The organism is Paraburkholderia sp. BR13439, from assembly GCF_040948805.1.
Taxonomy (GTDB): Bacteria; Pseudomonadota; Gammaproteobacteria; order Burkholderiales; family Burkholderiaceae; genus Paraburkholderia; species Paraburkholderia youngii.
This window is the reverse complement of record NZ_JBFPKN010000027.1, coordinates 58,971-83,541: the sequence shown is the minus strand read 5'-3', so window position 1 is coordinate 83,541 and position 24,571 is coordinate 58,971. Positions and strand designations below refer to the sequence as shown.

Here is a 24,571-nt window from a genome sequence, read left to right as displayed (position 1 = left end):
ATGTACTGCGAAACCTTCGACGAATCCGACGCGTTGCCACTTGCGTTCACGCCGGCCGAATACCGCGTGAAATGGGCCACGCTGCCATGGGAAAGCAACGAAGCGTATGCACTGCGGCGCGCGGTGTTCTGCGTCGAACAGGGCATCTTCGTCGGCGACGACCGCGACGACATCGACCGTCACGCGAAGCTGCTCGTCGCGCTCAGCTGCATTGCCGGCGTGCCCGAACAGGTGGTGGGGACGGTGCGGATCCACGCAACGCAGCCGCGCACGTGGCTCGGCTCGCGCCTCGCGGTGCACGCCGCGTTCCGTTCGCACGGCAAGCTCGGCTCGACGCTGATCAGGCTGGCTGTCAGCAGCGCGCATGCGCTTGGGTGCGAGACCTTTCTCGCGCATGTGCAGAGCCAGAACGTACCGTTGTTCCGGCGGCTGAACTGGCAGACGGTCGCGGAAGAAACGCTGTTCGGCCGGCCGCATCACCTGATGGAGGCGGATCTCGCGCATTACCCGCCGTGCCATACGCCGGAGAGCGGTTTCGTCACGTCGTCGCGGGGGCGATCATGAGCCTGCGCGATCTGGTCGAACGCATGCGTGAAAGCCGCGGCTTTCGCCACAAGACCGACATAGCGGGCGTGGTTGCATCGCTGGCGGCGCATTTGCCCAATGGTGCGCGCGATCTCGCCCAGGCCGTCGCAGTGGGAGACGACTGTGCGGCGATTGCCGATGGCGACGGTTATCTGCTCTTTGCGATCGAAGGGCTGGTGTCCGATTTCGTCGCGTCGATGCCCTGGTTCGCGGGCTATAGCAGCGTGATGGTCAACATTAGCGACGTCTACGCGATGGGCGGTCGGCCGCTTGCGGTGGTCGATGCGCTGTGGAGCGACGGGCTCGGCGCGGCCGAAGAGATTCTCGCGGGTATGGCGGCGGCATCGCGCGCGTATGGCGTCCCCGTCGTCGGCGGCCATAGCAATGCGCGCAGCGCTCAGCCGCAACTGGCGGTGTCGATTGTCGGCCGCGCGCACAGGCTGCTGTCCAGTTTCAACGCGCGGCCTGGCGATTGTCTGATCATGGCCGTCGATCTGCGGGGCCGCTTCGAAGATCCCTATCCATTCTGGAACGCATCGGTCGGCGCACCGGCGCAACGCTTGCGCGGCGATCTCGAACTGTTGCCGCTGCTCGCGGAAAGCGGTCTTTGCGATGCGGCGAAAGACATCAGTATGGCGGGGGCGCTCGGCACATCGTTGATGCTGCTCGAATGCTCGGGTGTCGGTGGGCGCATCGATCTCGACGCGATTCCGCGGCCAGCGGAGGTCGATTTCGAACGTTGGCTCAACGCGTTTCCGAGCTTCGGCTTCCTGCTGTCGGTTCGCGAAGAACATTGCGAAGCAGTCATTGCGCGCTTCCGGCAGCGCGATCTGGCTTGCGCAACGATAGGGCGCGTGCACGCATCGCGCGAAGTCGTCGTCATGCAAGAAACGGATGCCGCGCTGCTATGGAGTTTCGGCGACGGCCCTTTTATCTGTGCGCCAGCGCCGGTGTCAGCATGAGCGCCACGCCATTGCGCATTGCGCTCTTCACGCACTCTGTGAATCCGCGTGGCGGCGTCGTACACACGCTCGAACTCGGGCGCGCGCTGGAAGACACAGGGCACGATGTGACGATCTTCGCGCCTTCGGTCAATGGCGCGCGGATGTTTCGTGCTTCGCCGTGCCGGATCGTGCTCGCTCCGGTCGATGTGCACGGCAACGATACGGTAGCGATGGTGCAGATGCGCATCGACGCGCTCAAGGCCGCATTGCGCGCCGACGGACCTTCGGGCTTCGACATTCTTCACGCGCAAGACGGGATCGGCGGCAATGCGCTCGCCGAGCTTCGTCAGGAAGGGGTGATACGCGGCTTCGTGCGTACCGTCCATCATCTCGATGCGTTCAGCGATCCTCGTTTGATCGAATGGCAGCGGCGCGCGTATGCGGATGCAGACGCGGTCTTCTGCGTCAGCGAGACATGGACGCGCAGGATGCTGAAGGATTACGGCACCGCGGCATCGACCGTGAGCAACGGCGTCGATGTCGAGCGTTTCCGGCCCGCCGACGCGGGGAACGATACGACCGCGCTCGCGAAATTCGGAATTGGTGGTGCGCCGGTCGTATTGGCGGTGGGCGGTATCGAAGCGCGCAAGAACACGCTGCAACTTCTCGACGCGTTTGCTTTGTTCCGACGCACGCACACCGATGGGCAACTGGTCATCGCAGGCGGTGCAAGTCTGCTCGACCACGACGCTTATACACGGCGATTCGTCGAGCGGGCCACGCAATTGAACCTCGCGATTGGACGAGGCGAGGCAATCGTCGTCACGGGCGCGCTGCGCGACGAAGAGATTCCCGCATTGATGCGACGTGCCGATGTCGTATCGATGGTGTCGCTGTGCGAGGGTTTCGGGCTTGTCGTGCTGGAAGCGCTGGCCGTGGGGACGCCCGTCGTCGTCTCGCGGATCGAGCCGTTTACGGAGCATCTGAATGATCGCGTCTGCTGTTGGGCGCAACCTGACGACGCGGGCAGCATCGCGCAAGCGCTGCAACACGCGCTCGACCGGCGCGGGGGTATCGACTTCGAGTACGCGGTGCCCGACCTGCTGAATCGCTTCAGTTGGCGCGAGAGCGCCCGCTGCCATATCGGTTTGTACCGGCGCTATGCACAGCCCGCCGCCGCCTGAATCTCTCTTTCAAAGGAAACGCGATGCCTGTCATGCATTTCAGGGTCCAGTGGCCGGACGGCACCGAGGCCAACTGCTATTCGCCCTCGACCGTAGTCGGCGAATACTTCGTTGCCGGGCAGCGCTATGCGCTCGACGACTTCGTCGAACGGGCGCGCGAAGCGCTTCATATCGGCTCGGAGCGCGTACGCGAGAAGTACGGTTTCGCGTGCTCGGCTGCGATGGACCAGCTTGCGCAGATCGAGGCGCAGGCGGAGCGCTTCGCCTCGGATGCGCAGGCCAAGGTGCATATCGTCGAACTTTTGTGAAACCCGAGTGCCGCTCGCGTCACGAGCAGGACGGCGCGCCGGCCCATCCAATGAACGGCAGGAACGAATCATGTCGAACTCGAATGTGATGACGCAAACCGGATCGAACCAGGCTCCGCACTATACGGTTATCGTCGTAGGCGGCGGTCAGGCTGGTCTGTCGATCAGTTTTTATCTGAAAGAAGCGGGCATCGATCATCTCGTCATCGAGAAACACACGCTCACCCATACGTGGCGCTCGCAGCGCTGGGACGCTTTCTGTCTCGTCACGCCGAACTGGCAATGCGCGCTGCCCGGCTATCCGTATCGCGGCGACGATCCGCACGGCTTCATGAAGAAGGACGAGATCATCGCGTATCTGGATGGATTCATCAAAATGGTCGATGCGCCCGTGGTCGATCATACGGAGGTCAGGCGCGTCAGGTGTCAGCATGACGGCAGCTATGTGGTGTCGACGTCGAATGGCGAATTCACGGCCGATCATGTGGTCGTCGCATCGGGTGGCTATCACACGCCTATCGTGCCGCGGATGGCGGAACGCTTGCCGCACGGCATCGTGCAGCTGCAGTCGTCGCAGTACCGCAGTCCGCAGACCTTGCCCGAAGGCGCGGTGCTCGTCGTGGGATCGGGGCAATCCGGCGCGCAGATCGCGGAGGACCTGCAGCTCGCGGGTCGCAAGGTGTATCTGGCGGTCGGCGAGGCGCCGCGTTGCGCGCGCTTCTATCGCGGCCGGGATGTGGTGGATTGGCTCGCCGACATGGGCTACTACGAGATGCCCGTCGATCAGCATCCGTTGCGCGAAGGCGTGCGGGACAACACGAATCACTACGTCACGGGCCGCGACGGCGGCCGCGATATCGACTTGCGACGCTTTGCGCTCGAAGGAATGGAACTGTACGGCCGGCTCGACGATGTGCGCGAAGGCCACCTTCATTTCGCGCCGAACCTGACCGGCAATCTGGAAAGCGCCGACGACACGTACAACCGCATCAATGCGAGCATCGATGCCTTCATCGACAGAGAGGGCATCGACGCGCCGCCGGGCGTGCCGTATGAACCCGTGTGGAAGCCCGAAGGCGAACGCACGTCGCTCGATCTGGCGGCGAGCGGCATCGGGTCGATTATCTGGTGCATCGGGTTCACGCCGGACTTTAGTTGGATCGACGCCCCCGTATTCAATGGACGAGGCTATCCTGCCCACGTACGCGGCGTGACGCCGCAAGCCGGGTTGTATTTCATCGGCTTGCCGTGGCTGCATACCTGGGGGTCGGGCCGCTTCTCCGGCATTGCGCGGGATGCGGCGCATGTCGTCGATGCGATCCGCTCGGCAATCGGTGTATCGCATACCGCATCGGCGAGTCTCGCTGCATGAAGCTGATTGATCGCGTTCGAAGAATACGATCGTCCCGGCCTCAAAACGATAAACGGGATCGCTTATACAGAAGGGACCATGCCCTGAAAGCGCCGCTTAGGGTCGAAGAGGCTATCGGTGCAAGGGAAACGGACGATTGTCGATTTCTTGACTCCCCGCTCGTCGTACGTATGGGCGGTCGTGTTGCGATGCGCTGCCGACCGCACCTATAGTCCGTATGGGAAAAAAGGAGTTTTCGAATGACTTACGTCGATGGATTTGTTGTCCCCGTGCCTACAGCCAACCGCGAAGTTTACAGACAGTTCGCCGAAAGAGCGGCGGCCGTCTTCAAGGAGCACGGCGCGTTGAAGGTGGTCGAATGCTGGGGAGATGACGTGCCGGAAGGCAAGGTGACGTCGTTTCCAATGGCGATCAAGCGCAAGGATGATGAGACAGTGGTGTTCTCTTGGGTTGTCTGGCCGTCGCGTCAGTCGCGAGACGAAGGAATGAAAGCGGTAATGGCCGACCCGCGGCTGCAGCCAGATAAAGATCCAATGCCTTTTGACGGCCAGCGGCTAATTTATGGCGGTTTCGAAACAATTGTCGACGCGTGATGGCAGAAAAACATGGCGTCGGTTCGCGCTGAGACGCAAAACCGACGCCGCCACCCGATCCAGGCGCCCGACACATAGAATGAACAAAACTAATGGATAAATGAAATAATGCCATTTTTCTTCATGGAACGAAGCCCCTATCATGGCTGCCAATCCTTACATCGTTCCTTGCATTTTTTCATCGGAAGGCAGCCTCCATGGTCACGACACATAATCTCGGCTTCCCGCGCATCGGCGCAAAACGCGAACTGAAGTTCGGCCTCGAACGGTACTGGAAGGGCGAATCGTCGCGCGAGGAACTGAAGGCGCTAGGGGCGCAACTACGCGCGCGTCACTGGCATGACCAGAGCGAGCTCGATCTCGCACCGGTCGGCGATTTCGCGTTCTACGACCAGGTGCTGGACATGAGCTTCACCCTCGGCAATCTGCCGGCACGCGTGCAGGGCTTTCATGGCGACAAGCTCGACAACTACTTCCGCGTCGCGCGCGGCCGTTCGGCGCAGGATGCCGAAGAGCACGCCGCATGCTGCGGCGGCGTCGCGGCCGGCGAAATGACGAAGTGGTTCGATACCAACTACCACTACATCGTCCCCGAATTCACCGCCGATACGACGTTCAACCTCGACACGTCCGGCTTCCTCGAACAGCTGCGCGAAGCGCGCGAGCAGGGCGTCAAGGCGAAGCCGGTGATCATTGGCCCGATCACGTATCTATGGCTGGGCAAGGCGAAGGACGACTCCGACAAACTCGCGCTGTTGGCTCGCATCATGCCCGTGTATCGCGCGCTGCTCGACTATTTCAAGGTGATGGATGTCGAGTGGGTGCAGATCGACGAGCCGGTGCTCGTCACCGAACTCGATCCGGCATGGCGCGACGCGTTCGTGACCGCGTATCAAGGCTTCGAGGAACGCGGCGTCAAGCTGCTGCTCGCTACCTACTTCGGCGAGCTGAAAGAGAACCTCGAACTCGCGTGCGGCTTGCCCGTCGACGGTCTGCACATCGACGCAATCAACGCACGCGAAGAGATCGCGTTGGCCGCGCGTCAACTGCCCGCGCACAGCGTGCTGTCGGTCGGCGCGATCAATGGCCGCAACATCTGGAAGACCGACCTGAACGCCGCGCTCGAATGGCTCGCGCCGCTCGCGCGCCAACTCGGCGAGCGCTTGTGGCTCGCGCCGTCGTGCTCGCTGCTGCACGTGCCGGTCGATCTCGCGAGCGAAGAGAAGCTCGATGCGGAAATCCGCTCCTGGCTCGCGTTCGCGCTGCAAAAACTTGACGAACTAAAGGTGCTCGCCACCGCACTGAACGGTGGCCGCGATAAGGTCGCCAATGAACTCGCCGCCAATGCCGCAGCGGTTGCCGCGCGCCGTGAGTCGCCGCGCGTGAACAACCCGGCGGTGAAGGCCGCGCTCGCGCGCATCGACGCGAATCTCGGCAATCGCCAGCACGCCTATGCCGAGCGCGCGGCGAAGCAGGCCGCGCTGCTCGAACTACCCGCATACCCGACCACGACGATCGGCTCGTTCCCGCAAACGGTGGAAATCCGCCACGCTCGCAGCCAGTTCAAGAGCGGCGCGCTCGATCAGGCAGGCTATCGGGACGCGATGCGGCGGGAAATCGAGCGCAGCGTGCGCGAACAGGAAGCGCTCGGTCTCGACGTGCTCGTGCATGGCGAAGCCGAACGCAACGACATGGTCGAATACTTCGGCGAGCAACTCGACGGCTACGCGTTCAGCCAGTTCGGCTGGGTGCAGTCGTACGGTTCGCGCTGCGTGAAGCCACCTATCCTGTTCGGCGACATCAGCCGTCCGCGGGCGATGACGGTCGAATGGATCTGCTACGCGCAGTCGCTGACGAACAAGCCGATGAAGGGGATGCTGACCGGCCCCGTGACGATTCTGAACTGGTCGTTCGTGCGCGACGACCAGCCGCGTTCGGTGTCGTGCTACCAGCTCGCGCTGGCGATTCGCGAAGAAGTGCTCGACCTGGAAAAGGCCGGTGTACGCGTCGTGCAGATCGACGAAGCCGCGCTGCGCGAGGGCTTGCCGCTGCGGCGCGCGCAATGGGGTGAGTATCTGCGCTGGGCGGTCGAGTCGTTCCGGATCACCGCGAACGGCGTGCGCGACGAAACGCAGATCCACACGCATATGTGCTATTCCGAGTTCAACGACATCATCGCGTCGATCGCCGGCATGGATGCGGACGTCATCACGATCGAGACCTCGCGCTCGGACATGGAACTGCTCGCCGCGTTCGACGACTTCAACTATCCGAACGAAATCGGGCCGGGCGTCTACGACATTCACTCGCCGAACATCCCCACGCAGCAGCACATCGTGCAATTGATGCAAAAGGCGGCGGAGCGCATTCCAGCACAGCGTCTATGGGTGAACCCGGACTGTGGCCTGAAGACACGCCAATGGGCTGAAGTGATTCCGGCGCTGACGAACATGGTTGCCGCCGCGAAGACGCTGCGCAGCCAGGTTCAGTAAAGGGCGAGCGAGCCGTCGCTTTCTTCGCGGCGGCCTGGATCTGGATCGCCTCGTGCGCCCAGCTTTGAGCAGGGCGCTACATTCCTTTGCGCCACGCAGATTGCCTGGCCACCGTATGCCGCCCGTCCACTGCCCACACACAATCACAGTTCAATCGCGCCAATACGCACGCCAACCGTATTGGACGCTCAATGCGATTGATACACTTTCAAAATTCCTTCTCCGGGTCGCTTGCGTCGACAGCAAAAGCGTCATAGCCAGGCACCTGCATGCCCGCGCCGAACGGTCTCACGCGGCGGCGCAGCGACCGGGAACGGTGATTGCGAGTTAGTCACGATGGCCGTGGTTAGCCACGGTCACCCGCAATCTCACCTAGGAGAAGCCTCATGACCTCCGACAAGAATTCGAATCGACAGCCGTCGAACCCGGCGCAACCCGGCCGAGACAGCGGACAGCAGCAACAGAACCAGACTCCTCCGACGCATCAGGGCGGCCAGCGGCAGCCCTAAGCGTGATGAGTGACGACGTGTGCAAGCGTCGTCGCTCGAACTAACGAGATTCCGAGTGCAATAGCGCCGCGAATGGCGGATCGCGACTACGAAGGCGACGTGGAAAAACTACACATCTATCTGTTCGGCGCGCACGATGCGGTTCGCCACGAGCAGGCGCTGATCCGGCTCGACAAGGCGGGCTACATGGTCACGCTCGCGCGGCTCGTGGTCGAGGATCTGCCGACCTACACGCAGGGACGCGAGCGCCCCGAACTGCAGAGTCTGATCCGGCGCATCGCGCCGCGCGATACGCTCGTCGTGCTCGAGCTGGCCGCGCTCGGCTGCAATGCGCGCGACATTCTCACCACCGTGATGCAATGTCGGAAGGCCGGCGTGGCGCTGCGTTGCGTCGAAGTCGGCCATACCGATCTGGCCGGACGTCCCGAGCCTTCGGCGGTGAAGGCGCTGCGCGCGCTGGTGCGGCTCGATGCCGCGTGCCGCAGCCTGCGTAGCCGCGATAGTCTCGCGGCCGTTCGCGCGAGCGGCAAACCGACGGGCAGGCCGCCGTCGCTGTCCGAGCAACAGCGCCAACGCGTGCTGCAATCCCTCGGCAGAGGACAGTCGGTCAGCGAAGTCGCGCGACGCTTCGGCACTTCGCGCCAGACCGTGATGCGCATTCGCGCAGACACGCCAGCCATGTAGAAAATACCTGTCAATTTCTTTCGTATCGTTCTTACCGCATCGCCGTTCGGGCATCCCGCGCGGCGCGTTTCGCACGACCAATTCCATGTAAAGCGCCACATTGGCCTGACATGCGCGCGTACATGCCCTGTCCGTAACAGATCAGTTACGGACAGAGGCATATGCTTTGCTTTGAAAGTTCACACGTCTAACCTCAACCTACACACCGCATTATCAAACCTTGCGATCCGAACCCGAGGCGCGGCGCGATGCCGTATGAAAGCCATGAACGTGAAACGTCTGACTGTTTATGCAAGCCCGGGATCACTCCGAGTCGTCGCAGTCTGGAAGAGCCTGATCGAACATCATGCGCACGTGTGCGGCTGGTCCGCGCACGTGAACACCGCGGGCGGACGCGAGTCGCTGAGCGTCGATCTGGTCGATTGCCCGGCCGAACACCTCGCGATCATCTCGGCCGCGTTGAGCGCGGGACCGATGACGGTGCTGACGAGCGACGCGGAGTCCAGCCTCCGTTCCTCATGAACCCAATGCCATAGCCTGCACGCCCTTCGCGGCATGGCTTTTGAGCGGCCTCTGTGGCACTGCTCCCCGAGCGACCTTCGCGGTCGCTTCTTTTTTATTGCGCGTCACGAGACTCGTTCACCCACCTGCTGCGGCGGCATCTTCCGACTCGCCTCGATGCGCGCGCGGAAATAATGCGCGGTGCGCAGCAGCCCTTCATCGAGCGACATGGCTGGCTGCCAGCCGAGCAGTTTGGTGGCCAGCGAGATGTCCGGCTGCCGGTGCCACGGGTCGTCGGCCGGTAGCGGCTGCGTTTCGAGCGGCGAAGCGGAGCCGGTCACCGCGACGATGCGTTGCGCGATCTCGCGCATCGAAACTTCGTGCGGATTGCCGAGGTTGACAGGGCCGCCCGGATCGTCGGCGCTGTTCATCAGCAGGATGAAGGCATCGATCATGTCGTCGACATAGCAGAACGAACGCGTCTGCGTACCGTCGCCATAGACGGTCAGCGGTTCGCCGCGCAGCGCCTGCATCATGAAGTTCGACACCACGCGGCCGTCGGACGGATGCATGCGCGGGCCGTAGGTGTTGAAGATGCGCGCGATGCGGATCGACAGACCATGCTGGCGGCGATAGTCCATGAATAGCGTTTCCGCGCAGCGCTTGCCTTCGTCATAGCACGAGCGCGGACCGATCGGATTCACGTGGCCCCAGTAGTTTTCCTTCTGCGGATGCACGAGCGCGTCGCCATACACTTCGCTCGTCGATGCCTGGAAAATTCGTGCTTTCACGCGCTTGGCCAGCCCGAGCATATTGATCGCGCCATGCACGCTGGTCTTCGTGGTCTGCACCGGATCGTACTGGTAGTGAATCGGCGATGCGGGGCACGCGAGGTTATAGATTTCATCGACTTCCACATACAGCGGGAACGTCACGTCGTGACGCATCAGCTCGAAGTTCGCACAATCGAGCAGATGCGCGATATTGTCCTTCGTGCCGGTGTAGAAGTTGTCGACGCACAGCACGTCGTGGCCCTGCGCGACGAGCCGTTCGCACAGATGCGAGCCGAGAAAGCCGGCGCCGCCGGTGACCAGAATGCGCTTGCGGGTGAGTTCTTTCATGGTGCGTGATCCTGTGGTTGGAGCGCATGGGCGTTGAAAAGCAGCGTGGCGTCACGCGGTGACGTGCAGCAGCGCGTCGTGCCAGTCCTGCGCGAAACGGTCGATATGAAAACGCTCCAGCGCCGTGCGCCGCGCGCCTTCGCCGAGCCGCCGCGCTTCGTCTGGATCGCGCAGCAGCCCGAGCATCGCGTCGACGAGCGCATCGACGTCGGTATGCACGAAGCCGTTTTCGCCGTTACGGATCACTGTCGCGAGCTCGGTGGTCGCGAGACCGACGATCGGCATGCCGATCGTCATCGCCTCGACGATCGCGAGGCCGAGGCTGGTCCAGCGGATCGGATTGAAAAAGAAGCGGTAGCGCGCGGTGAACGAGGCCAGATCGAGATTGCCGATTTCGCCGATGCCGTCGAGCCGCTGCGCCTCCATGCCCACGAGATCGAGTGGCACGCGCGTGCGCGTTTCGCTGAAGATGTCCGCGCCGAGCCGCCGGCCGCGCTGCGCGAGATGATTGACTACCACGATGCCGCGCTGCAGTTCGCCGCTGTAACGCACGCCGTCGGGTACCACGACGCCGTGTTCGATCACGCGCGTCGGCGTGACGCCGCAGTCCCACATCAGCCGGTTGAAGTGCGTGACGTGCACCAGCAGCGTGCCGGGATCGTCGACCCAATGCCATTGCTCGAACGCGTTTTCCTGCGGCGGATCGTGCTCGACGTAGACGCGCGGCAGCAGTCGCTGCGCGGCGCTCAGCACGTGCTCGCGGTCGTATTCCCAGTGCGTGCGATGCTGGTACAGCACCACGTCGAACTCGTGGCTGGCGACGTCGTCGATCGCGATCTCGTGCACGTTCTCGCCCCACGGCAAGACGCCGACCTTGCCGGCGTAACCGGGCGGATGACCCGGTTTCGTCACCAGATAGAAATCGTGCGGCGTCTGGCTCAAGTAGTACATGTAGTTGCCGTGCACGTGCCAGGTCAGCACACGCAGTCGGCGGCAATTACGCAGCATGGTGCAGATCCTCGAAAAACAGTGAAACGCTTCCCTCATGCAGGCTACCGGGCGCGCCAGCTTGCGCGCCCGGTGCGCGCGCAAGCTGCTCGCGGGCGGTCTCGACCACCTCATCGACGCCGATGTTCAGTGCGCATGGATGGCCATACGGGCAGTCGCGGAACATGCACGGCCGGCATGCCGGATAGTCGGCCAGCACGCGGTGCCGCGCATGATCGAGCGGCGCCCAGCGCCGCGTGTCGCTGCCGCACGCGATCACGACCGACGCAGTCGCCATCGCCGCGGCGATGTGCGAGATGCCGGTGTCGTTGCAAACCACGAGCCGCGCATGCGCCGTCAGTGCCGCGAGCGCGCCGAGCGACGTTGCACCGGCCAGATGCAGCGCGGGCGCGCTCATCGCGCCGAGCACCGTGCCGGTCAGCGGCGTCTCGGCGGCCGTGCCGGTGATCGCGATCTGCCAGCCGTCGGCGGCGAGGTGGTCGGCGACGGCCGCGAAGCGCTCGGCGGGCCAGCGGCGCGACGGCAATTGCGAGCCGGGGTGGATCAGCACGAGCCGCTCGTCTTCGATGCCGTGATACGCGCGCAGCGCGGCAAACTCATCGAGGTCGGGCGCGGTGAGCGGAAACGTCAGGCGCCGGTCGTGTACCGGCGCGCCGAGTGCGCTCATCAGCGCGAGATAGCGCTCTGGCTCGGGCAGCGCATCCGGCCAATCGATGAAGCAGCCTTCGCGCGTGGCCTCATCGGGCTGCACGAAACCGGCATCGGCACGCGCGCCGAGTCGATGCAGCAGATCGTTGGCGACGCCGCCGCTGCCGTGCAGCTGGATCGCCAGATCGAAACGCCGGTCGCGCATCCGCGCGAAGAACGCGGGCAAGCCATCGTCCGTTTCGGGCTGCTCCGGAAAACCGACGGCGCCCGGAAACACGATCAGCTCGTCGACGAGCGCCGCATAGCGCTCGACGAATGCGCGCGCCCACGGCAATCCGATCAGCGCGATCTGCGCAGCGGGGGCGGCGGCGCGCAGCGCGCGCAGCGCGGGCACCGCGCACAGCATGTCGCCGAGCTGCAGCGCGCGAAACACGACGATACGGCGCGGCGCGAGCGCCGCCAGCAGCGAGGGTACGGTCATGGAAAGAACACCTTGAAACGGATGGCGCCATAGAGCCGCCAGTAGATCGACAGGAACGGAATCAGAATGGACGTCCAGATCATTTCGGCGACGTGGCGCCAGCCGTGATTGCGCCCGCGCAGCCGACGCGCGCAGAAAGAGCCGGTCAACCAGCACCACGCGATAACACCCGCGCCCGCGAGAATCGGCAGATCCGCGAACCCACCGCCGATCGCGAGCAACGCGGCAGCGAGAATCGCGTAATACAGCAGCGGCGGCCGCGAGCCGATGCGCGTTCGAAACAGTTCGGGATGCTTGCGGTACAGCAGCGCATCGAATTGGCTCTTTTTCTGCTGCGCGATGCTGACGCCCCAACGCGCGGGCCGCACCGGATGCACGACCACCGCGTCGCGGGCCTGCACGATCTCGCCGCCGGCGGTAAGCAGCGTGAACTGCAGGTCCGAATCCTCGCGCCACGCCGACGTGAAACGTTCGTCGAAGCCGCCGGTCGCGACGAGCGCCGCGCGCGTCACGAACACGTTCGCGGTCGCGAACTCGGCGCGGGCGAGGCCGCTTGCGTCCGCTTCGTAATCGGTCGGCAGCTCGGGTAGCTCGGGCAGCGGCACGACGATCCTGCCGGCGGCCGCCGCGGCGCCGGAAGCGAGCGCCGCGACGCCGGCCGTCAGCCAGTGCGGATCGGGTAGCGTGTCGTCGTCGGTGAAGGCGATCAGCGACGCGCGCGCATACTGCCAGCCCGCGTTGCGCGCGCCGGCCGGACCCTGGGTGCGCGTGACGGGCAGATAATGCACCTCCAATCCGCGCGGCGCCTGCTCGCGTGCGAACCGTTCGACGCAGGCGCGCGTGGCGTCGTCTGGACCGTCGTCGCAGACCACGATCTCGTAGCGATGCGGCGCGAACTGCTGCGCGCACAGCGCGTCGAGGCAGTTCGCGAGCATCTGGGGACGGCGATAGGTGGGCACGACCACCGACACGTCGGGCCACGACGGCGTGCGCAGCGTGCGGCCGGCTTCCTCGGCATCCTCACTGCTGTAGCGCGCGGCCACGCCGCCATGCAGTGGCGCCGGACACATGACCGCCGCGTTCATACGCGGCCCCCCGCCTTATCGACGAGGAACGGGCCGATCACGAGCGCGTCGAGCGGCGAGGTCCAGAACGACTCGACCGCGTCGCGCGGCGAATTCACCATCGGCTCGCCGCGCGTGTTGAACGACGTATTGACGAGAATCGGCACGCCAGTGCGCTGCTTGAACGCGGCCAGCAGGTCGTAGTACAGCGGGTGCTGCGCGCGGTTGATGGTCTGCACGCGCGCTGTGCCGTCCACGTGCCGCACGGCCGGAATACGCGCGGCCTTGTCGGCGCGCACGTCGAAGATGAACAGCATGAACGGCGCGGTTTGGCCGTTCACGAACCAGTCGTTTGCTTCCTCTTCGATCACGACCGGCGCGACCGGGCGGAAGTCTTCGCGATCCTTGATCTCGTTGAGCTTCGCCTGCATGTGCGGATCGATCGGCGACGCGAGGATCGAGCGCGCTCCGAGCGCGCGCGGCCCGAATTCGGTGCGGCCCTGATACCAGCCGATCACCTTGCCTTGCGCGAGCAGATCGGCGCTCTCACCGGCGATATCGGCGAGGCGCCGGTACGGCACTTTCGACCAGTGCAGGAACTGCTCGATTTCCGCTTCGCTGTATTCCGGGCCGAGGTACGCGTGATCCATTTTCCAGCGACGCTCGCGGTCGCCGCGCGCCGCGCGCTCGCGATAGTCGGTCCACAGCGCCGCGCCGAGCGCGGTGCCGGCGTCGCCGGCCGCCGGCTGCACCCACACTTCGCTGAACGGCCCCGCGTCGCGCACTTTCGAGTTCATCACGCAGTTCAGCGCGACGCCGCCCGCCATGCACAGCCGGCTCAAGCCGGTCTGCCGATGCAGCCAGTGCGCGAGTTCCAGCACGGTCTCCTCGAGCACGCGCTGCAACGAATTGGCGATATCGAAGTGGCGTTGCCCGAGTGGACCGCCGCGTTCGCGCGCGGGACCGAAGCGCTCGGTCAGACGCGGCGCATCGACGGTATAGCTGCCGTCCTGGCGGTACTTGACGATCTCGCGAAACACGTCGACATAGGCCGGCTTGCCGTACGACGCGAGCGCCATCACCTTGTACTCGTCGGACGAGTGCAGGAAGCCGAGCCAGTCGGTCACCGCTTCGTACAACAAGCCGAGCGAGTGCGGCAGCTCGACCTGTTTCAGGCGCGTGTACTCGCCGCCGACGAATTGCCCCATGCTGGTCGTCACGCCTTCGCCGCGGCCGTCCATCGTCAGCACGGCGGTGTCGTCGAACGGCGCGGCGAGAAACGCGCTCGCCTCGTGCGCGAGATGGTGCTCGACGAAGTGCCATGCAAAGCCGTGCTCGCGATCCACGCCCTGGAACCGCTTGCGCAGATGATGCGGCGCGCCGTCGAGCAACTGGCCCTTCGCGTTCGCGATATAGCTGAGAAACAGCGGGTCCCACGGCGACGCGGACGGGTTGTCCGGACGCGTGCCGGCCGGATCGAACGGCAGCTCGATCGTCGCGCCCGGCTTCTTCGGCATGCCGCCGAACAGCGCGGGGTCGTACGAGTATGCGACGTGATCGATGTCGGCGAGCGTGATGCCGGCGGCTTTCAGGCAGTAGTCGATCGCGTCGAACGGCAGCTGCCAGGTCGAGAACGGCACCGGACGTTTCGCGTGCTTGACGTGCGTGAAGCGTTCGTCTTCGGCGGCGGCGAGCACTACGCCGTCACGCAGCAGCGCGGCCGCGCTGTCGTGATAGACCGCATTGATTCCGAGTGTGTACATGGCGTTAGCAGTGGCAGTGGGTTCAGGGGATGGTTGGCTGATCCGTCAGCGACGGCGTGCTCGTGTCATCGCTGCGGTCCGCGCGCTCGGCTGCGCCACGCCGCGGGGCATGCGCATGCGCGTGCCGCAATTCGAGTGCCGCGTGCACGACTTCTTCGATCGGAACACCGAGCAGGCAAGCGTGATGCCCGTGCGGACACACGCTGCGATAGCACCAGCGGCATTCGACGTCGCGGTACAGCACGCGTTGCGGCGTTTGCCAAGGCGTGTGCTGCGGGTTGGTCAGCGCGTAAAGATCGACGACCGGCGTGCCGAGCGCGGACGCGACATGCACGGGGCCGCTGTTGTTGGAGACGAGCACGCTTGCGCGTTCGAGCAGCGCGGCGAGCTCGGCGAGCGTCAGTGCACCGCTCAGGTCATAAAGCTGCGCGCACACGTCTGGAGCAGCGGCGCGCATCACGGCCTCGACGAGCGCCCGCTCGCTCGCGCCCCCGGTCAACAGCACGGGGGCGCCGGTTTCGCGCGCGAGCCGTGTCGCGACTTCGCCGAAGCGCTCGGGCGGATAGCGGCGCGACGCGGCGGTCGCGCCTGGATGCAGCACGATGCACTCGTCGTGGCGGGAGATGCCGAGGGTCCTCAGTTTCGAGTCGAGCGACCGGCGCGCGGCGGGCGGCACGCGAAAACGCATGGCGGTGTCGCTCGACTGGGCGCCGACGTGACGCACCAGATCGAGCTGGCGTTGCACCTCGTGCCGCGTGCGCTGCTGCGGCTCCGGTTCGCGCAGCCAGTCGGTCAACAGCGCGTACGGATTCTCGCGGCAATGCGCGAGGCGGCGCGGAATCCCCGCGAGATAGCACAGCATCGCGGCCGGCAACGGGCTCTGGCTGTACACGGTGAAAATCACCGCCGCGTCGAAGCAGCCGCGCTTCAGCCGCTGCTGCATCCGATGATCGTCGAGCAGGTCGCGCGTCGCGTTCGACGCGGGCGCGACCCACGGCGCGTCGTATTCGATCACGTCGTCGACGTCGTCCAGAAACGGCGCGAGCGCGACGCCGCTGCGCGACGCGAGCAGCGTGAGATGGCGATCTCCGGCGGACTCGCGCAGCGCGTGCAGCGCGGGCGTCGTCATCAGCACGTCACCGAGATTGTCGAGGCGCACGCACAGAATCCGTTTGACGTCGTCGCCCCAGCATACCGGCTGCGACGTATCGGGCACGCGCGCATGAGCGAGCGTGGGCGGCGCCAGTGGCAGAGGTGCGTTCACCGCGGCGCCTCCTTGCGGCGTGCCGCGCTGCCCGGCGGCACGCCGTTCAACACGACGCGTTGCGCGGCCTCGTGCAGATCGGCCGCGCGCGCATCCGGCGTGCGCTGCGGGCCGGTCCGCCATTCGGTCTCGTGGCCGTTGTCGAGCAGGATCGTGCGACAGCCGGCGCGATTGCCTGCTTCGACGTCGTCGAGAATGTCGCCGACGAACCAGCTATGCGCGAGATCGAGTTCATGTTCTTTGGCGGCGCGCAGCAGCATGCCGGGGGCGGGCTTGCGGCAGTCGCAGACGATCGCGTAGCGCTCGACGCTGCCCTCGGGATGATGCGGACACCAGTACGCGCCGGCGAGCGTGGCGCCGCACTCGGCGAACATCTGCCGCAGCCGGCGTTCAACGGCGAACAGCGCTTTGTCTTCGAACTTGCCCAGCGCGATGCCGGACTGATTGCTGATCATGAACAGCGCATAAGGGTAGGCGGCGAGCAGCGCGAGCGCTTCGCGCGCGCCAGGCGCGAAACGCATCAGCGCGGGATCGGCGTTGTAGGGCACGTCTTCGAGCAGCGTGCCGTCCTTGTCGATGAATACAGCGGGTACCGTCATGATGGTTGGTGGTATTTGCGAGCGTGGGCCGAAAGTCGGAAAAAGGCGCGCCGTAGCCGCTGGACCGGCTGCGGCGCGTTCCAAATGCGCACGCCGTGCGCGTTCGCGCGGCGTGCGCCGTTGTCAACCGAACGACGCTCCGCCTGCTGCTCGAAGCGGTAGCTGCGCCGGCTCGAAGCCGGTGTCGAGCGATGTTTTGCTCGGCGCGAGCCTTGCCGCGCGTGCATAGATTTGCGCGAGCGCTTCGCTGACGCCGCGCCAGGTAAAGCCGGTCCGCGCCCGGTCGAGGCCCGCTTCGCCCATCCGGCGCGCGAGCGCGGGGTCGCGCCGCAAGCGGTCGAGACGCGCGGCGAGTGCGTGCGGATCGCGCGGCGGCACCAGAAAGCCGGTCACGCCATCGAGGACCGAATAGCGAATGCCGCCGACATCGGCGCCGATCACCGGCGTCGCGCAGGCCATCGCCTCCACCGGCGTGATGCCGAACGGCTCGTACCAGGGCGTCGTCACGAACACGTCGGCGGCGCTGTAGAAGTAGCGCAGCCGCGCGCGACCACGCCGGCCGACGAAGCACGTCTCGTCCGCGACGCCACATTCGCGTGCGATCTGGCGCAGGCGCGCGATCTCCGGTGTCGCGATTTCGTTGGGCGCGTCCGAATTGCCACCGACCACGTACAGCCGCGCTGCCGCGTTGAAGGTGTGCTTCAGCACGCCGACGCCGCGTACCACGTTGTCGATGCCTTTGCGTTGCACGAGCCGGCCTAGCTGCAGCACGATGAAGTCGTGCGGGCTCCAGCCGAGCGCATTGCGGGCGGCTTCGCGCTCGACGGGCCGGAACTCCTCGTCATCGAAACCGCACGGCACGATACGGATGCGCGCGGGATCGGCGCGATAGTGTTCGAGCAGATCGGCCTGGTCCTGCGGACATTCGGCGACGACGACGTCCGAGCGTGCGACCAGTTCGTCTTCGATCGCGAAGCGCTCGTCGGGGAAGCCGTCGTCCGCGCCTTGATGGATGCGCCGCACGCGGCCGAGCGCATGAAAGGTCGTGACCAGCGGCACACCGAGCGCGGCCTTTACCTTCAACGCGGCGAGGCCGGACATGAAGAAGTTCGCGTGCATCACGTCGTACGGCTGAGGTTCACGCCGAAAGAACCCGATCAGAAACGCGGCGAACTCGTCCATGAACGGCAGTAATTGTTCCTTCGGCAATTGTCGAGGCGGTCCGGCAGGCACATGAATCACGCGCACGCCGTCCATGTCGACGCGCTCAGGCACCAGTGCGCGATCGCGGCGCGTGAACACGTCGACCTGATGGCCCATTTCCGCCAGCTGACGCGCGACGTTCGCGACGTAGATGTTCTGGCCGCCGCTATCGACGCCACCGGCGACAGCAAGTGGCGACGCATGTTCACTGATCAGGGCGATCTTCATTTGCACTCCTTCCTGAGATGCGCGTTCTTCGATATTGGGGAATCGTTTCACCGGCCCGGAGCATTCGCTGTGCCATTCGACCCTGAGATGCCGATGAACGACGGTAGACGTTGGTCTGGACGGACGAAGCGCTGTGGCGTGCCCTTTTTCGTGCAGACAGAGAAGCGCTGTGGCGTTCCCTGTTTCTACATACGATCCATGTAACTTCGCACCGCTGATGGCGCGCCGGTACTAGGATGGGCGGAGGATAGCGCGCAATGAACAGGTAAGAGGTGCGCGGCAGGCGCTGCCGTACACCGGTCATTTTTCGCTCGCCGCCGGGCGCGCCACTTGCTCCACCGCCCATTTGTGCGACGTTTTATCCGCGCGCGCCCCGACCAGGATCCCATGCCGAATTCCGTCCCGCCGCCTCGCTCCGAACTGACGCGCCGAATCGTCGGCGATCTCGCGCATGCGGTATGGCGTTATCGCTGGCAGACCAGCGGGGCGCTCGCGCTGATGATCACGGCCCGGCTCGCGACCGTGCTGATGCCGCTCACGCTGAAGCACATCGTCGATGAGCTCGGCCATCCGCTCGCGCATGTGGCGTTTCCGGTGTTTCTCGTGCTCGCCTATGCGCTGCTGCGCTTTTTCGGCGACGCGCTGAACGAGGCGCGCGACGTCGTGTTCAGCATCGTCGTGCAGCGCACGGTCGCGGCGCTGACCGAGCGGACCTTCGCGCATCTGCACCGGTTGAGCGCGCGTTTTCATGCGCGGCGCGAGACTGGCGCGATCGTGCGCGACGTGCAGAAAGGCGCCGACGGTATCGGTTTTTTGCTCGGCACCGCGCTGTTTACGATCGTGCCGACCTTCTTCGAGATCGCGGTGATCATCGCGATCATGGTGCACGCGTACGCGCGCGAGTTCATGTTCGTGATCGTCGCGACCTTCGTGTTGTATGCGGGTTATACGTTCGTGTTCACGCGGCGGCGCGTCGCGTTCCAGCGCGCGGTCAATCTGCTCGAAGCGCAATCGGACGGACGGCTCGTCGATAGCCTGCTGAACTACGACACAGTCAAGTACTTCGCGACCGAAGACAGTGAGACTCAACGGCTCGGCGACGTGCTGGAAAAGTGGGTCCACGCGCGCATCGCGAACCAGAACGCATTGACCGCGTTGCACGTCGGACAGAGCGCGGTGATCGCGCTCGGGGTGGCGGGGGTCATGCTGCTCGCCGCGCAGCACGTGGTGGCCGGCAGCATGAGCGTCGGCGATCTGATCCTGGTCAATGCCTACCTGATTCAGGTCTGCATGCCGTTGAACACGCTCGGCTTCGTGTTTCGCGAGACCAACGACGCACTCGTCAACGTCGAGCGCATGTTCGTGATTCTGGCTGCGCGCGGCCGCGTCGGCGAGGATATCGATGTACGCGACGCCCAGCCGCTGAAGGTCGGCGCGGGGCTGATCGAGTTCGAGCACGTCGATTTTGGCTACGACACCGCGCGTCAGGTGCTGCGCGATGTCGACTTCCATGCGTATCCGGGCAAGACGCTCGCGGTGGTCGGCGGCAGCGGCTCGGGCAAATCGACGCTCGTCAAGCTGCTGTTCCGGCTGTACCGGCCCGAGCGCGGCATGATCCGCATCGACGGGCAAGACATCAGCCAGGTCACGCAGCGCAGTCTGCGCGAGGCGATTGGCATCGTGCCGCAGGACACCGTGCTGTTCAATGACACGATCGCCTACAACATTGCGTATGGACGTCCGTCGGCGACACGCGCGGACGTTGTGCGCGCCGCACGCGCCGCGCAGCTCGACGAATTCATCGAGCGCTTGCCCGATCACTACGACACGCGCGTTGGCGAGCGTGGCGTGCGGCTGTCGGGCGGCGAGCGGCAGCGTATCGCGATTGCGCGCGCAATCCTGAAGGACCCGCGCATCATCGTGTTCGACGAAGCGACCTCGGCGCTCGACACGCGCTCCGAGCGCGCGATCCAGACCGAGCTGACGCGTCTTGCGCAAGGCCGCACGTCGATCGTGATCGCGCATCGGCTGTCTACTGTCGTCGACGCGGACTGGATTCTGGTGATGGACCACGGCCAGGTGGTCGAGCAGGGCACGCATCGTGAGCTGCTCGCGCGCGACGCTGTATACGCGAAGATGTGGTCGCTGCAATGGCAGCAGGGCGAACTCGAACACGCGCAGCGCCGGCTGACCGCCCGATCGGTCAGCGTCAGCGCATTGACGGCAGGTGTGATCGATGCGTTGCACGACGAGATCGCCGGGCAGCGCGTAGTCGTGTACGCGGAGCCGACCGACAACGAACTGCGCGTGACCGGCGACCCGAGTGTGCTGCAGCCGCTGCTCGCCGAGTTGTGCCGCAACCAGATCGCGCAGGCGACACCGGGGCAGCGCATCGCGCTGCGCGCGGAGCGTCACGGCAATCACGTATGGTTCAGCGTGCTCGGCATGGGCGACCAGCCGGCCGAGCTATCGCAGGCAATGGCGCGGCATATGGAAAGCGCGCTGGCGGCCGCGGGCGGCAGCTTCACGCTGACCCCGCTGAACGGGCGGCTCGCGTATGTGGCGATGCTGCCGCTGCGGCCGGTCGCGGATGCGCAGCAACCATTGGCTTCGGAGTCCACCGTACTGGATTCGGCCGAGCCCGCTTCGCTCGACGGCCTCTGCGTGCTGGCGATCGACGATCAGGAAGAAGCACGTGATGCGCTCGAAGCGGTGCTGAGCACGAGCGGCGCACGCGTGCGGCTGTTCGCATCCGGTCGCGAAGCGCTGGATTGGCTGCGCGCGACGGACCCGGCGCAATGGCCGCACGTGCTGCTCTGCGATCTGATGCTGGCCGGCGAAGATGGCTACGACGTGCTGCGCCGCTTGCGCGAACTGGAAGGCGAGCGGTCGTCCTTTCCGGGCAGGCCACTGCCCGCGATCGCGTTGACCGGCTATGCGGACGCGCTCGACGATCAGCGCGCGGGCAATGCTGGCTTCGACGCGCATTTGAACAAGCCCGTACCCCCCGAAGAACTGATCGCCGCGATCCGTCGGCTTGCGCCTGCGCCGTCGAGCGCGGACTCGACGTTGCCAGGATAAGGAAAGCGCGTGATTCGGGTCTCAGGTCGGCGCGTCGAACTTACCGCCCACGGACGTCGTCGCGGACGCGTCGAGATTGCGCTCGGCCGCGCGCACGCGGTCGCGCATCGCGAGGATCGACTGCGGGACCACACGGCGTTCTCGCACGGTCCACGCAAGCCCAGCCAGCAATTGGATGCCGTCGCGAACCAGTGTGCCTTCCCGCGCGAACACGTCGAGGGCGCGCAGCGTCGCGCTCATCGCTTCGCCCAACGGGAGGCGCAGCCATGCCACCCACGCGGCGTTGCGCGCGAGCATGCGTCGCCGCAACGCGCTGTCGCGCACTGGCGACGGACGATGCTGGAGCGTCAACTGCTCGCAGTAGGCGATCGCCTGTCCCGAGGCGAGCACGTCGAGGGAAACGAGTGTTTCCTCGCCGCCGATGAAAAGGCGCGGCTCATAGCCACCGACCTCGCGAAACAGCGCGGTACGAAACACGCACGCGCCCGCCATATAGCCGATCAAAGCAGGCCCGGGCAGGCCGACACGTCCCAGCGGGCTTGCGCGCATCAACGCACAAGTTGGGTCCGTCGCCTCGTCCGCGCCGACGGCCACGCGCGCATTCAGCACGCCGACGCGTGGCCATGCGTCGAGCAATTGCACCGCGCGTTCGAGCGAGCCGGGCTCCCACCACGTGTCGTCATCGCAGAACGCTACATAGTCGGTCTCGACGCACGCGACCGCATGGTTGCGGCCCGCCGCGCCGAGATTGCCGTTGCATTCGACGACGCGAACGCTCGGATAGCGCGCTTTGACGAGTGCGACCGTGTTGTCGGTAGAGCCGTTGTCGGCGACGATGATTGGCGGGTTTTCAGGTAACGCGAGCAGACGTTCCAAGGTGGCGAGCAATTCGCCCGCACGGTTATGCGTAAGAACGACGACCGAAATGCGCGGGTGCGCGGCTATTGTTCGCATGCTAAGCAATCGCTTCGACGGTTGGACAGCGATGGCGAAGCAAACCCCGTGCCGTGCGTCACTCGTTTTGCGGATGCCGACTCGATTCATCCCGGCCGAGCTGCCAATAGCGTTCGGCCGAAAAGAGGCTCGCCTGTGCGTCGGGACCGAACGCGCGCAATTGGCTGCGATAGGCGCCGAGTGCCGCGCGCTTCAGGCGCTCGTGTTTCGTCGTGCCGGGCACGTCCAACGTGTGCGGCGCATCAGCGGCATAGCCGCGTGTCGCGAGGTCGCATAGGCGCGCTTGCACGACGCCGGACATGCGCCGGTAGGGCACGTCCTCATAGGCGATGAAGCGCGCGGCTGGCTGACGCCGCATCAGTGCGAGACAGGCATTGGCCACCATGACGTGATCCGAATGGAACAGGCCCAACGGCATCAGGACTCGCGTGGGTTTCGCTTGAGCAACTGTCTGGCTCAACGCCGTCGTCAGCTCGTCCGCAGCGGGCGACGCATGGTATTGCGCGTCGCGGAACAGCAAATGCACGGGCATCGCCGACAGCAGCCCAAGCGCCTCCCGGTCTTCCGCCTGACGCGTGCGCATCGCTTCGAACGCATCGGCGAAACCAGCCGCGCGGTCCCAATCGGTCGTGATGTTCTCGGCGGGCGGCGCGGTGAAAACCGTGCAAACGACCGTGCCGGGATGCGCGGCGAGCAGAAGTCCGCAACTGAGGACCGCATCGTCGAGATGCGGCGAGATGACGAGCAGGCGCTGGTTCGATTCCATACCGGCGCTTAGCAAGCTGCGTTCCGCGGTCGCGGCGCGCGACGGGGCGGCGCTGGAACAGCCCTTGCTGACCTGCGGTTCTACTACCGCCTACAACTTCAGCCATGAGCCCGCCTGCCAAACCGCCCGATCACGTCCGTACCGTCGAAGTCCGCAAAGGTCAGGTAACCGAAGCAATGTCCCGCGACGCATTTCGCGAGCGCTTCATGGCCCGCTTCTACGACCCGGCATTTCGGGCGGAAGACGAATCGCTCGCGCGGCTCGAAGCGATCGCGTGGGATGCTTACTCGCATGGCCGCAAGGCGCCGGTCACCGAAAAGGCCGGCCCGGGATTCGCCGACCCGGACTATGACCTGTCGGTCGAATGGCGTGCCGCGAGCGAGCGCCTGAAGGCGGCGCAGGCGCGACAGCGCGATCCGGGGACGCGCTCGCGCGTGCTCGTGATCAACGCGTCCTCGCGCAACGACTACACGTGCCCCGGCGAGATGTCGAAGAGCTTCCGGCTCGCGAAGATCGCGCAACAGGCGCTCGAACGCCGGACCTTCGACGTCGATTTCCTCGACCTGTCGCACCTGAACTCCGATCGCGACCTGCACATTCATCCGTGCAAAGGCTGCGTGTCGACCGCGATGCCGCTGTGTCACTGGCCTTGCAGCTGTTATCCGAACCATTCGCTCGGGCTCGTCAACGACTGGATGAACGACATCTACGAGCGCTTTGCCGCCTGCCACGGCGTGCTGATCGTGACGCCGGTCTACTGGTATCAGGTGTCCGCGCCGCTGAAGCTGATGATGGATCGCCTCGTTTGCGCCGACGGCGGCAATCCCGATCCCACCTCGACGCACGGCAAGAAAGCCGAGGAAGCGAAGCGTCTCGAACTGGCCGGCTGGGACTATCCGAAACATCTGGCGGGCCGGGCCTATGGCGTCGTCGTGCATGGCGACGTCGCCGGCATCGAGGACTCGCGCAGGGCGCTCGCCGACTGGCTCGACTGGATGGGCTTCGTCGAAGCGGGCGCGAAGTCGCGGCTCGATCGCTTTATCGGCTATTACGAGCCTTATGCGACCAGCCACGAGGCGCTCGATCGCGACGAGGACATGCAGCAGGAAGTGGCTAACGTGGCCCAGGCCGTCGCGACCTGCGTCGAGCAGATTCGTGGCGGGCGCAAGGAACCGGACGACGGCCTCGGCACGCCGCGCCCCAAATGATTCCCAACTCG

The 24,571-nt window shown here is 65.2% G+C and carries 21 protein-coding genes; 11 read left to right on the top strand and 10 right to left on the bottom strand.

The genetic code is table 11. The annotated features are described in order from the left end of the window. From AB3X96_RS35875 to AB3X96_RS35835, 9 genes are all read left to right on the top strand, one after another. A complete protein-coding gene (locus tag AB3X96_RS35875) occupies window positions 1–564 on the top strand; it encodes an MSMEG_0567/Sll0786 family nitrogen starvation N-acetyltransferase (protein WP_368593438.1) in 564 nt (187 codons plus the stop codon). Next, the gene (locus AB3X96_RS35870; RefSeq protein WP_368593437.1) at window positions 561–1,547 is read left to right on the top strand and encodes a sll0787 family AIR synthase-like protein; all 987 of its coding nucleotides are present in this window, start codon (window positions 561–563) and stop codon (window positions 1,545–1,547) included. The genes AB3X96_RS35875 and AB3X96_RS35870 overlap by 4 nt, the downstream gene beginning before the upstream one ends. Beyond that, window positions 1,544–2,713 (top strand): MSMEG_0565 family glycosyltransferase, encoded by a 1,170-nt coding sequence (locus AB3X96_RS35865; RefSeq protein ID WP_368593436.1) that lies wholly within the window; start codon window positions 1,544–1,546, stop codon window positions 2,711–2,713. The genes AB3X96_RS35870 and AB3X96_RS35865 overlap by 4 nt, the downstream gene beginning before the upstream one ends. Window positions 2,714–2,736: 23 nt before the next feature. Continuing rightward, window positions 2,737–3,021: an MSMEG_0570 family nitrogen starvation response protein gene (locus AB3X96_RS35860; protein WP_184227925.1), complete on the top strand. Its 285-nt coding sequence runs from the start codon at window positions 2,737–2,739 to the stop codon at window positions 3,019–3,021. 70 nt (window positions 3,022–3,091) lie between these two features. Continuing rightward, window positions 3,092–4,393, top strand: a complete 1,302-nt coding sequence (locus AB3X96_RS35855) for an MSMEG_0569 family flavin-dependent oxidoreductase (protein ID WP_368593435.1) — start codon at window positions 3,092–3,094, stop codon at window positions 4,391–4,393. 239 nt (window positions 4,394–4,632) lie between these two features. After that, entirely contained in the window at window positions 4,633–4,986 is a 354-nt protein-coding gene (locus tag AB3X96_RS35850; RefSeq protein WP_176111730.1) for a DUF1428 domain-containing protein, read from the top strand. Window positions 4,987–5,183: 197 nt separating this feature from the next. After that, window positions 5,184–7,478, top strand: a complete 2,295-nt coding sequence (gene metE / locus AB3X96_RS35845) for a 5-methyltetrahydropteroyltriglutamate--homocysteine S-methyltransferase (RefSeq protein ID WP_368593434.1) — start codon at window positions 5,184–5,186, stop codon at window positions 7,476–7,478. A gap of 581 nt (window positions 7,479–8,059) precedes the next feature. After that, a complete protein-coding gene (locus tag AB3X96_RS35840) occupies window positions 8,060–8,671 on the top strand; it encodes a recombinase family protein (protein ID WP_176111732.1) in 612 nt (203 codons plus the stop codon). Between the two features lie 255 nt (window positions 8,672–8,926). Further along, on the top strand, window positions 8,927–9,193 hold the full coding sequence (locus AB3X96_RS35835) for a hypothetical protein (protein ID WP_368593433.1): 267 nt from the start codon (window positions 8,927–8,929) through the stop codon (window positions 9,191–9,193). Between the two features lie 104 nt (window positions 9,194–9,297). Here the strand turns inward: AB3X96_RS35835 and AB3X96_RS35830 are convergent, their stop codons facing one another. The 8 genes from AB3X96_RS35830 to AB3X96_RS35795 all read right to left on the bottom strand — a co-directional run bounded on the left by AB3X96_RS35830 (window position 9,298) and on the right by AB3X96_RS35795 (window position 18,551). Then, window positions 9,298–10,293, bottom strand: coding sequence for a UDP-glucuronic acid decarboxylase family protein (locus AB3X96_RS35830; RefSeq protein ID WP_368593432.1), 996 nt, complete (start codon window positions 10,291–10,293; stop codon window positions 9,298–9,300). A 51-nt stretch (window positions 10,294–10,344) separates the two neighbouring features. Then, the gene (locus tag AB3X96_RS35825; protein ID WP_368593431.1) at window positions 10,345–11,301 is read right to left on the bottom strand and encodes a glycosyltransferase family 4 protein; all 957 of its coding nucleotides are present in this window, start codon (window positions 11,299–11,301) and stop codon (window positions 10,345–10,347) included. After that, window positions 11,291–12,430: a glycosyltransferase family 9 protein gene (locus AB3X96_RS35820; RefSeq protein ID WP_368593430.1), complete on the bottom strand. Its 1,140-nt coding sequence runs from the start codon at window positions 12,428–12,430 to the stop codon at window positions 11,291–11,293. Before AB3X96_RS35820 ends, AB3X96_RS35825 begins: the two co-directional genes overlap by 11 nt. Continuing rightward, complete coding sequence (locus AB3X96_RS35815; protein WP_368593429.1) at window positions 12,427–13,515, bottom strand: glycosyltransferase family 2 protein; 1,089 nt, start codon at window positions 13,513–13,515, stop codon at window positions 12,427–12,429. The genes AB3X96_RS35820 and AB3X96_RS35815 overlap by 4 nt, the downstream gene beginning before the upstream one ends. Next, the gene (locus AB3X96_RS35810; RefSeq protein WP_368593428.1) at window positions 13,512–15,257 is read right to left on the bottom strand and encodes a carbamoyltransferase; all 1,746 of its coding nucleotides are present in this window, start codon (window positions 15,255–15,257) and stop codon (window positions 13,512–13,514) included. Before AB3X96_RS35810 ends, AB3X96_RS35815 begins: the two co-directional genes overlap by 4 nt. A gap of 22 nt (window positions 15,258–15,279) precedes the next feature. Further along, the gene (gene waaF, locus AB3X96_RS35805; protein WP_368593427.1) at window positions 15,280–16,521 is read right to left on the bottom strand and encodes a lipopolysaccharide heptosyltransferase II; all 1,242 of its coding nucleotides are present in this window, start codon (window positions 16,519–16,521) and stop codon (window positions 15,280–15,282) included. Continuing rightward, window positions 16,518–17,120 carry a D-glycero-alpha-D-manno-heptose-1,7-bisphosphate 7-phosphatase gene (locus AB3X96_RS35800; protein WP_368593426.1) on the bottom strand — a complete coding sequence of 201 codons (603 nt, stop codon included), beginning with the start codon at window positions 17,118–17,120 and terminating at the stop codon, window positions 16,518–16,520. Before AB3X96_RS35800 ends, waaF begins: the two co-directional genes overlap by 4 nt. Before the next feature lie 123 nt (window positions 17,121–17,243). Continuing rightward, entirely contained in the window at window positions 17,244–18,551 is a 1,308-nt protein-coding gene (locus tag AB3X96_RS35795; protein WP_368593425.1) for a glycosyltransferase family 4 protein, read from the bottom strand. Window positions 18,552–18,938: 387 nt separating this feature from the next. Here AB3X96_RS35795 and AB3X96_RS35790 point away from each other — a divergent pair, with 387 nt between their 5' ends. After that, on the top strand, window positions 18,939–21,632 hold the full coding sequence (locus tag AB3X96_RS35790; protein WP_368593424.1) for an ATP-binding cassette domain-containing protein: 2,694 nt from the start codon (window positions 18,939–18,941) through the stop codon (window positions 21,630–21,632). Between the two features lie 21 nt (window positions 21,633–21,653). Here AB3X96_RS35790 and AB3X96_RS35785 read toward each other — a convergent pair whose 3' ends face one another. Beyond that, window positions 21,654–22,586, bottom strand: coding sequence for a glycosyltransferase family 2 protein (locus tag AB3X96_RS35785; RefSeq protein ID WP_368593423.1), 933 nt, complete (start codon window positions 22,584–22,586; stop codon window positions 21,654–21,656). Between the two features lie 58 nt (window positions 22,587–22,644). Then, a complete protein-coding gene (locus AB3X96_RS35780) occupies window positions 22,645–23,352 on the bottom strand; it encodes a PIG-L deacetylase family protein (protein WP_368593422.1) in 708 nt (235 codons plus the stop codon). Between the two features lie 176 nt (window positions 23,353–23,528). On the opposite strand from AB3X96_RS35780, the gene AB3X96_RS35775 reads away from it, so the two are divergent. Next, window positions 23,529–24,560, top strand: coding sequence for a flavodoxin family protein (locus tag AB3X96_RS35775; RefSeq protein WP_368593421.1), 1,032 nt, complete (start codon window positions 23,529–23,531; stop codon window positions 24,558–24,560). Window positions 24,561–24,571 lie beyond the last annotated feature (11 nt).